Source organism: Paenibacillus sp. USDA918EY (genome assembly GCF_009870825.1).
Classification (GTDB): domain Bacteria; phylum Bacillota; class Bacilli; order Paenibacillales; family Paenibacillaceae; genus Paenibacillus_AQ; species Paenibacillus_AQ albilobatus.
In genome coordinates, this window is record NZ_WTWY01000015.1 from 149,022 (window position 1) to 158,398 (window position 9,377).

The 9,377-nt window shown below is 52.8% G+C and carries 7 protein-coding genes and 1 pseudogene; 7 read left to right on the forward strand and 1 reads right to left on the reverse strand.

Features of this window, described 5'->3' with window-relative positions; genetic code table 11:
* The first annotated feature begins 96 nt into the window (after positions 1–96).
* The 5 genes from GQY55_RS24100 to GQY55_RS24120 are packed head-to-tail and all read left to right on the forward strand — an operon-like array spanning position 97 to position 5,605.
* Positions 97–1,293: an MFS transporter gene (locus GQY55_RS24100; RefSeq protein WP_160044462.1), complete on the forward strand. Its 1,197-nt coding sequence runs from the start codon at positions 97–99 to the stop codon at positions 1,291–1,293.
* Positions 1,294–1,347: 54 nt separating this feature from the next.
* On the forward strand, positions 1,348–2,073 hold the full coding sequence (locus GQY55_RS24105) for a phosphonate ABC transporter ATP-binding protein (RefSeq protein WP_160044463.1): 726 nt from the start codon (positions 1,348–1,350) through the stop codon (positions 2,071–2,073).
* Positions 2,074–2,113: 40 nt separating this feature from the next.
* Entirely contained in the window at positions 2,114–3,457 is a 1,344-nt protein-coding gene (locus GQY55_RS24110) for a hypothetical protein (protein ID WP_160044464.1), read from the forward strand.
* Entirely contained in the window at positions 3,450–4,148 is a 699-nt protein-coding gene (locus GQY55_RS24115; protein ID WP_160044465.1) for a response regulator transcription factor, read from the forward strand. The genes GQY55_RS24110 and GQY55_RS24115 overlap by 8 nt, the downstream gene beginning before the upstream one ends.
* A complete protein-coding gene (locus tag GQY55_RS24120) occupies positions 4,145–5,605 on the forward strand; it encodes a sensor histidine kinase (RefSeq protein WP_160044466.1) in 1,461 nt (486 codons plus the stop codon). Before GQY55_RS24115 ends, GQY55_RS24120 begins: the two co-directional genes overlap by 4 nt.
* A 108-nt stretch (positions 5,606–5,713) precedes the next feature.
* Here GQY55_RS24120 and GQY55_RS24125 read toward each other — a convergent pair whose 3' ends face one another.
* Positions 5,714–6,934 (reverse strand): glucose-1-phosphate adenylyltransferase, encoded by a 1,221-nt coding sequence (locus GQY55_RS24125; RefSeq protein WP_160044467.1) that lies wholly within the window; start codon positions 6,932–6,934, stop codon positions 5,714–5,716.
* Between the two features lie 195 nt (positions 6,935–7,129).
* Between GQY55_RS24125 and glgB the strand changes: the two are divergent.
* Positions 7,130–8,992, forward strand: a pseudogene (gene glgB, locus GQY55_RS24130) (1,4-alpha-glucan branching protein GlgB); the annotation flags it as partial.
* 42 nt (positions 8,993–9,034) lie between these two features.
* A partial coding sequence (locus GQY55_RS31605) for a DUF1266 domain-containing protein (RefSeq protein ID WP_236575830.1) occupies positions 9,035–9,377 on the forward strand: 343 nt, incomplete at its 3' end.

Here is a 9,377-nt window from a genome sequence, read left to right on the forward strand (position 1 = left end):
AGTGCACCTTCATTCATTATGGCTTGTTGAGTAGCGGGTTGTCCACTATAATGTTCAAGTAGTTTGCCCGGAAGTCTAGAAGGAGGAATTATTTTCGTGTCTAACCATCGCAGTAAAAATAGCAGCACGTCTTTTCATTATTTCATATTGCTTACCGTGATTGTAGCAGCCGGGATCAGCCAAGGGCTGCTTTTGCCGCTGCTTTCGATATTTTTGGAACGACTCGGCGTGTCGTCCTCGATGAACGGATTAAACGCGGCGGCCCTTTACGTCGGCTCGTTTGCCATGACGCTGATCGCCGAACGGACGCTCGGAAAACTCGGCTTTAAAAAACTTGCGAGCGCCGGGCTGGTGCTTGTATTGATCTCCGTCATCCTGTTTCCGCTTGTGCCCAGCGTCACGTTTTGGTTCATCCTGCGTCTGTTGGTCGGCATCGGAGACAGCGCGGTGCATTATACCGCCCAGCTTTGGGTGCTCATGGTAACCCCGGAAGAGAAAAGAGGCAGAAATCTTTCGATATACGGCATGTCCTACGGCCTCGGATTCAGTCTGGGCCCGCTTGGCATTCCGCTGCTTAAGCTTGGGGACAGCGCGCCGTTTATCGTGCTGGCCGTTCTTGTTCTGCTCGTGCTCCTGCTGGTGCTTGTGAAGCTGCCCGACCTGCGCCCCGAGAAGGTCGACGCGGAGGAGCGTCCGGCCAAACGGTTCCGCCGCAGCTACGCGCTTGCCTGGTATGCGCTTGTTCCCGCCTTGCTGTACGGCTATATGGAATCGGGAATCAACAGCAACTTTCCGATTTACGGCCTGCGCGTCGGACTGAGCGAGCAGCAGATCGCGTTTTTGCTGCCGTTTATCGGGGTGGGCGGACTGATCCTCCAGCTCCCGCTAGGCATGCTCAGCGACCGTTTCAGCCGGAAGCGGGTCCTTATGATCTGCGGCATCCTTGGCGGCTTGTCGTTTATGCTCGTGCCGCTGGCGGGGACGTCGACGGCCGCGATCCTGGTCCTGCTTCTCCTCGCCGGCGGCATGATCGGTTCTTTCTTTTCGCTCGGGCTTGCGTATGCGGCGGACATCCTTCCGAAACTGCTGCTGCCCGCGGCGAACGTCATCGCGTCCTTTCATTTTAACGTCGGCAGCATCGCCGGACCGAATATCGGCGGGACGCTGATGCAGTACGGATGGAACGGAGGGCTGTTCGTCGCGCTCGGTTTGGGATTTATCGTCTTCGGGCTGCTGGGCGTTTTCTTCGGGAAAAGGCGAAAAGCCGATTCCGGCGTATCGCTGTACTCCTGATTGTGAATGCATTATGATAGAAGAAAGAGAACGAGAGACAAGAGGAGAAATGTCATGATCAGAATTCAGCATTTGACCAAATCCGTCGGAGTCGATAAAATTCCCGTTTTAAAAGGCGTCTCTCTCGATTTCCAGCGGGGGGAAATGATTGCGCTCGTGGGGGCGAGCGGAAGCGGAAAAAGCACGCTGCTGCGCTGTTTGGCGCTGAAGGAAAAATGGGATCAAGGCAGCTTTGCCGTCGACGGAACCGACATTTTAAAAGATCCGTTTGCCGGCAAAAGAAAAATAAGGCGCGAATGGGCATACTTAGAACAGAACCCGCAGTTGAACCTGAACCGTACGGCTTTGAAAAACGTGTTGATCGGTCAAGCCGGCCAAACGCCGCTGTGGCGGATGGCGACGGGCATGGTGCGGTCGGACGATTATATGGGTGCGATGGACGTCATCGAACAGCTGGGCCTGCTGGAGAAGGCGCATGATAAATGCGAGAAGTTAAGCGGCGGCGAACGGCAGCGGATCGCGATCGCGCGCGCCCTGGTGCACGGCGCCAAGGTGATCCTTGCGGACGAGCCCGTGATCGGGCTGGACCCGAAATCGCAGGAGAGCGTCATGGAAACGCTGAAAAAGCTCTGCGAAGAAGAGCGGGCCACCGTGCTGACCGTGATCCCGATCGAACTGGCCGAACGCTACGCGACGCGGATCGTCGCCTTATCCGGCGGCGAAATCGCCTTCGATATTTCCGGACGGCGGCTGACGGTGCGCGAACGAAATATGCTATAAGCCTGCAAGCCAAGGCTTTGGATAGAAAGAGTGATCATGTTTGGTAAAACGCTACTGGTTTTATATTCCCGCAGCTTTGCTGCTAATGATGATGCTTAGCGGCTGCTCGTTTATAAGCGATCCCGTGCTGCTCATGAAAACGCCGGAGCTTTCGGCCGAAAAGGAATCGTTGCGCTCGATTATCGAGGCGAACCGTCCGGAAAATTCCAGCCTGATCCGTTCCAACCAGGAAGAAGACACCAATATTATTCACTTTGTCGATCTGGATGGGGACGGCGTGAACGAAGCGGTCGTTTTTTACGAGACACAGGATCAGAATGTCGGCATTCATGGCATGATTTTTAAAAAGACCGGCGACGCTTGGGCGAAACAAACCACGTTCGACGGCGAAGGCAAAGTTCTCGAGTCTTTATATTTTAAAGACATGACGAACGACGGCCGCGTGGATATCGTTGCGGGTTTTTCCGGGAAAAGCGACAACGAATCCGAAGAGGACCTTCAAAACGGACTTATCGTATACAGCTACAACGGCAAAAACGTCGAACGGATCCTCGAGCTGCCTTACACCAACTACGTCATCAGCGACATGAACCGGGATCACGTGAACGATCTGACGATCGTGAACCTGAAACGGGGCGAAAGCAATTTCATCACGACGTATCAATATAAGGATGGCAGCTTTCTGGAACTGGATAAGCTTGAGCTGAAACCGTATATTTACAATTATTACAATGTTGTCGCAGGTAAAGTATACACCGATCCAGAAGGCAATAGCGTGGACGGCATCGTGCTGGACGCTTCGCTTTCCCCGGTCGGGGAGTCCTCGATTACCAGCATCATCGTCATGGAAGACGGCAAACTGAAATCGGTGCTTCCGAAAGAAGACCAGACTTTACGGATGTACCGGGTGTACAGCGAGGATATCAACGATGACGGAATCATCGAAATCCCGCTGCTCGAGCCGCCCGTCGGCTGGTCGTATTTCAAGAACCAGGACGATGTGCCTTATTTTTATGCGTACTACCGCTGGGACGGCAAAAGCGGTCTGAAGTTCGTGGCGGAGAAATTCCACGATTTCAAAAATGATTTCGATTTCGGATTTTTCCCTCCGCAGCTGCATAACAAAATTACGGTGGACACCAAATCGCAGCTTGGCAAATATTTGCGTTTCGTTGCGACCGACACCGGCAAAACGATCGCCGAAATCAAATATTTCACGCAAAGCGAATGGGATAAGCAAAGCGATGACTGGAGGTACCTGTACCGGAACAACGGCAAAGTGATCGGCTACAAGAAAAACTTCGATTTTGACATCACAAACAACAAAAACAAATCCAAAGACGAAGTACCGCCAATAGAAAGGAAGGACAGGCAAAGTGAGTAAAGTTTTAATTTTGGAAGACGAAGATTCGATCCGCGGGTTTACCGTGATCAATTTGAAGCGCAACGGGTTCGAAGTTCTGGAGGCGTCAAACGGGAACGAGGCGCTCGAACTGCTGCTGAGCACGCCGGACATCGATATTGCGCTGCTGGACGTTATGGTGCCGGGCATCGACGGGTTCGAGGTATGCCGCCGGATCCGCGAAACCAACCAGCGTGTCGGCATCATTTTCCTGACGGCGAAGGTCCAGGAGCAGGACAAGGTTTACGCGCTGTCGGTTGGCGCCGACGACCATGTCAGCAAGCCGTTCAGCCCGACCGAGCTGATCGCGCGGATTCAGTCGCTTTTGCGGAGAGTCAACATTCACCGCGAAACATCCGCCAAGGTGACGTTCCAATCCGGGCCGTTTTCGCTGGATTTGATTTCCAAGCAATTTCGGAAAAACGGGCATATCATTGAGCTTACGCCAACGGAGTTTTCGCTGGTGCAATTTTTCCTCGAAAAAGAAAATACCCCGCTCAGCCGGGATGTGCTGTTGGATCATGTATGGGGCAAGGATTATATGGGCGACCCGAAAATCGTGGACGTCAACATCCGCCGTCTTCGCCAGAAGATCGAGGATAATCCTTCCGAGCCCGAGTTCCTCCAGACCGTATGGGGTCACGGGTATAAATGGAAGGGTCAGGGACAATGATCAAAAAAGGCATTCGCCGGCAGATCGTCATGCACTACTTTATCGTGGTGTTTTCGACGCTGCTGCTGGCCGAAGTCATTTTTTTGTTTGCGATAAGAAGCTATTATTATGACAGCATATACAGCCATATTACCCAGCATATCAAGCTGATGGAGGAATACCAGAAGTTCATTACCACGTCGGACGACGGCAGAACCGATCTTGCCAACCTGCTCTCGAACTATAAGCTTAATTACACCGAGCTGCAGATTTTGAACATGCAGGGCGACGTGCTGATCAACTCCTCGGAGTTCCAGCCCGACGTGTCGATCAAAACGAGCGACATTTCCCAAGCCCAATCCGGCAATATCGGGCGCTGGGTCGGGCGCCAGCCGATTACGGGCGAAGACGTCATGGCCGTTTCCAAAATGGAGCAGACCAACGGACAGGACACGTATATCGTCCGATACGTCACGTCCCTGGAAAGGGTGAACGAAAAGCTGCTGAACGTCACGCTGCTTGCCACGGGCGTGGCCGCCGCGGTGCTTGCCCTCGTGCTTGCTTTCAGCCTGGGGCTGGCCAACTCGATCGTCAAACCTTTGAATACCATTACGGCGGTGTCCGCCCAGATGGCCAGAGGCAAATTTAACGTCCGGATCAAGGGCGACTACAAATACGAATTGGGCGAGCTGGCTTCGACGCTGAACTATATGGCACAGGAAATCGTACGCAGCAATCAGGTAAAAGATGATTTCATATCGTCGATTTCCCATGAGCTGCGAACGCCGCTCACCAGCATCAAGGGCTGGAGCGAAACGATCAATTCCGGCGGATACGATCCGGAGGAAACGAAAATCGGGATGGAAATCATCACGAAAGAGACCGAGCGCCTGATCGGCCTGGTGGAAGAAATCCTCGATTTCTCGAAGCTGCAGCAAAACGAGATGAAGGTCGTGTTCGGCCGGGTGGATTTGAAGGAGCTTCTCCAGGAGATCATGCTGAATCTGTGGACCAAAGCGGAAAAACGCTCCATTCAGCTTCGTCTCGATTCGGTTGACAAACCACTCGTGGAAGGGGACGCCAACCGGCTTAAGCAGGTGTTTTTGAACCTGGTGGACAACGCCATCAAGTTTTCGCATGAAAACTCGTTTATCGACCTGCAGGTGACGTTCGAAGGCAACAACGTCGTCGTCAAGGTTCACGATACGGGCATCGGCATCAGCGAGGACCATTTGGTCAAGGTGAAAGACCGTTTCTTCCAGGTGGATCCGCTGAATGGCGGCACCGGGCTCGGATTGGCCATTTCACAGCAGCTGGTCGAGCTTCATCACGGCATCCTGCTGATCCAAAGCGAGCTGGGCGTCGGGACGACGATTGTCGTCCGGCTGCCGAGATTGCTGGAAGAAGAGCAGGCTGAAGGCCTGCAGGCAACGCCTTACGAGCTTCCCGACGGGGATCAAGGCATACACGAATCATAAAGGAAAAGAGCGGAATCCGAACAAAGGACTTCGCTCTTTTCGTTTTTGGGGCATAGGTTTAAAGATTGCGCGAAAAATAAAGAACAAGCTTTTCCCTTTTGTTGAATATTATGAAGATAAGCCTTCCGCGCGCAGCCGTCCAGTCTTTTCGTACACTTCCTGCAGCAAGCGGGTCGGTTGGGTGCGGATCGTTGGTTTCGGAAACACCGTTTCGTGCGGTCCGATGACCATCACCTGATCGGGACTGCCTTTCAGGATCGCTCCGTCTTTGATCACGGCTCCTTCGCCGATGATGGCGCGTTCGATATGGACGTTTCTGCCGATTTTGACGTTTGGCATCACGATGCTGTCTTTGATTTCCGAAAATTTGCCGATTTCCACCCCGCAAAAAACAACGGATTGATGCGCCGTGCCTTCGACGGCGGACGATTCGGAAACCAGGCAGTTCGCCGTCATACCGGCTTTTGAACGATGGGCAGCCGTTCTTGCCGACCAAGGGCGTGTGTACATCGGCCATTCACTGTTGTGGAGCTTCCAAGCGTTGTCGTTTCTCAACAGGTCCATATGAGCCTCCCATAGGCTGTGAACGGTGCCGACGTCTTTCCAGTAACCGTCGAAACGGTAGGCATACATCCGGTTTTGCTCGTTGAGCATTTTAGGGATGACGTCTTTGCCGAAATCATGGCTCGATGCGGCGTCGGCCGCATCCTCGATCAGGTGGCGACGGAGGTAATCCCATTCGAATAAATAAATGCCCATCGAAGCCAAATTGCTTTGCGGAACCGCCGGTTTTTCGGCAAATTCGGAAATGCGGTGATTTCCGTCCACGCTCATGACGCCGAAGCGGCTTGCTTCCTCCCAAGGAACCTCCATGACCGAAATGGTCGCTTCCGAACGATGCTCTTTATGAAAACGGAGCATTTTTTTGTAATCCATATGGTAAATATGATCACCCGAAAGGACGAGCACATGCTCGGGGTGTTGGCGTTCAATGTATTCCATGTTTTTGTAGATCGCATCGGCCGTCCCTAAATATGTCAAAGAGCCGGAGGTGCCTGCAGGCAAAAGCGTGATGCCTTCATCTCCGCTGCGTTTCAGGCCCCAAGGTTCGCCTTCTCCGATATGGCGGTGAAGCGACTCCGCCTCGTACTGCGTGAGGACGCCGATCGTATCGATCCCCGAATTCACGCAGTTGCTGAGAGGAAAATCGATAATCCGGTAATAGCCGCCAAACGGAACGGCAGGCTTTGCCTGTTTGGATGTCAAAGGAGCGAGCCTGCGGCCTTCGCCCCCGGCAAGCAACATGGCGATGCATTCTTTCTTCTTCATGTCGTTTCCCTCCCAAAAATTTTTCAAGGTAATTACTGCTTAAACGGGGCCCCGCCCACTGAAACGATTATATTGAAAAAAAATTGAAAAATTACGGATTTATTTTTCAGGAGTCATTTTTATGTTTAATCTGGCTAAAATGGGGTAATGGTACACGTTCACTCTTTGTATAAAGAAGGTGATGATCGCTTGGTGATGACGAAAGCTGTTTCCGGACTTTTGCCGACGGAGGAAGATATATACCTATTCCATGAAGGGACCTCCTACCACAGTTACAGAATTTTGGGCGCTCATCCTGCTGTGGAAGATGGTCTGGAAGGCGTCCGGTTTACCGTCTGGGCCCCGCATGCCCGGCACGTCGGCTTGGCTTCCGACTTCAACGGTTGGAACGGAGCAAAGGATTCATTACATAAGATACCCGAATCGGGCTTTTGGACTCGTTTTTTTCCGGGGATCCGGACAGGTACTTTTTACAAATTCGATATCGAAGGCCCGCATCGCGAACGTTTTTTGAAAGCCGATCCTTACGCATTTCAGGCGGAGGTGCGTCCGGCAACGGCTTCGGTCGTGACCGACCTGAGCGGTTACCATTGGGGAGACGCTGCCTGGCGGCGGAAAAAACGGGGGGTGTACGGCAAGCCGGTCAACATCTATGAAATGCATCTGGGAACATGGCGGCAAAAAAAAGACGGGACACTGCATACGTACAGGGAAATCGCCGACCTGCTGATCCCTTACCTGAAGCGGATGAATTACACGCATGTAGAGTTTATGCCGCTGGCCGAACATCCATACGATTTGTCATGGGGATATCAATGCACGGGGTATTACGCTGTGACAAGCCGCTATGGGTCGCCGCATGATTTTATGTACCTCGTCGATCAATGCCATCAGGCCGGTATCGGGGTCATTTTGGATTGGGTTCCGGCCCATTTCACAAAAGACGCCCATGGACTGCGCTTGTTCGACGGTACGCCGCTCTTTGAATATGCAGATCCGTTAAAAGCGGAAAAACCGGGCTGGGGAACGCTTAGCTTCGATTACGGGAAACCCGAAGTCCGCTCGTTTCTCATTTCCAATGCCCTGTTCTGGCTGGACGTGTTTCATATCGACGGGCTTCGCGTGGATGCCGTGACCAGCATGATTCGGCTTGATTTCGAGAAAAATGAAGGGCACTATCCTTTAAACGAGCGGGGCGGCGTCGAAAATTTGGAAGCGGTCCGGTTTTTGCAGCAGCTGAATACGACCGTTTTTTCCTATTACCCGTACACGCTGATGATGGCCGAGGAATCCAGCGCATGGCCGGGCGTAACGGCTCCCGTAAGCGAAAACGGGCTTGGTTTCAATTACAAATGGAACATGGGCTGGATGAACGATACGCTGGATTATGTGGAGGCCGCCTTCGAGGAGCGTCCGTCCAAGCATCATTTGCTGACGTTCCCGGTCGTGTACGCCTACTCGGAAAATTTCGCTTTACCGCTGAGCCATGACGAAGTTGTCCACGGCAAAAAATCGCTGCTTGGCAAAATGCCTGGAACCTATGAGCAGCAATTTGCCGGCCTTCGCCTCCTGCTTGGCTACCAGATGACGTTTCCGGGAAAAAAGCTGCTGTTTATGGGCGGGGAATTCGGGCAGTTCATCGAATGGAGGGACCAGCATGAACTGGATTGGCTTTTGCTCGAATATGAAAAGCACCGTCAGCTGCAGCGATACGCGTCGGACCTGAATCGGTTATACGTGGAGGAAAAAGCCCTTTGGGAGCTGGACCATGCCTTGGAGGGGTATGAATGGATCAGTCCGCACGACGCTTCGCAGAGCGTCATTTCATTCATGAGGAAAGGCAAGAAGCAAAGCGATACGCTGATCGTGCTGATCAATTTTCTTCCGGTTCGGCGCGAGCGTTACCGTATCGGCGTCCCGCGATCCGGATCGTACGTCCCGGTTTTCCAAAGCGAACACGAAATGTACGGGGGACTGGGGGCGTCCGTCAAAGGTTCCATCGAAACGGACCGCATCCCTTGGCATCATCATAAACACAGTCTGGAACTGACGCTGCCTGAAGAGTGGAAAGCATTAATTGCTGGTGGCTCGGAGAGAGGGTTGATTTATACCCAATTCGTTGCCCAAACCGCTATGTGCTGTGGGGAAGGGGGAATCAAAGCCTGGGATTATGTTCGAATGGGGTTTCTGTCACGGGTCGGTGTGCTCAACAAGTGGCTGACGGAAGAAGAGAGTTTATGGCTGCAATCGCGCGTCTATGTACGAGCTCACCATTACTATCACAGCTGGATGCACTATTTTTCCGCCTATTCGTTAGGACGTCTCTACTGGCAATCTTCTCAGTGCGAAGACAACACTTCGCTACGCGAGGCGCTAACCCTGTACAAATACGATAGCGCCGGGAGTCGTATGTTCGAAGAGCTGGCAGCGGGAAGCGATCGTT

Bases quoted from the DNA above. Each gene is read 5' to 3' on its own strand.
- GQY55_RS24105 (WP_160044463.1), top strand. From the start codon at position 1,348: ATGATCAGAATTCAGCATTTGACCAAATCCGTCGGAGTCGATAAAATT.
- GQY55_RS24120 (WP_160044466.1), top strand. From the start codon at position 4,145: ATGATCAAAAAAGGCATTCGCCGGCAGATCGTCATGCACTACTTTATC.
- GQY55_RS24125 (WP_160044467.1), bottom strand. From the start codon at position 6,934: ATGAAGAAGAAAGAATGCATCGCCATGTTGCTTGCCGGGGGCGAAGGC.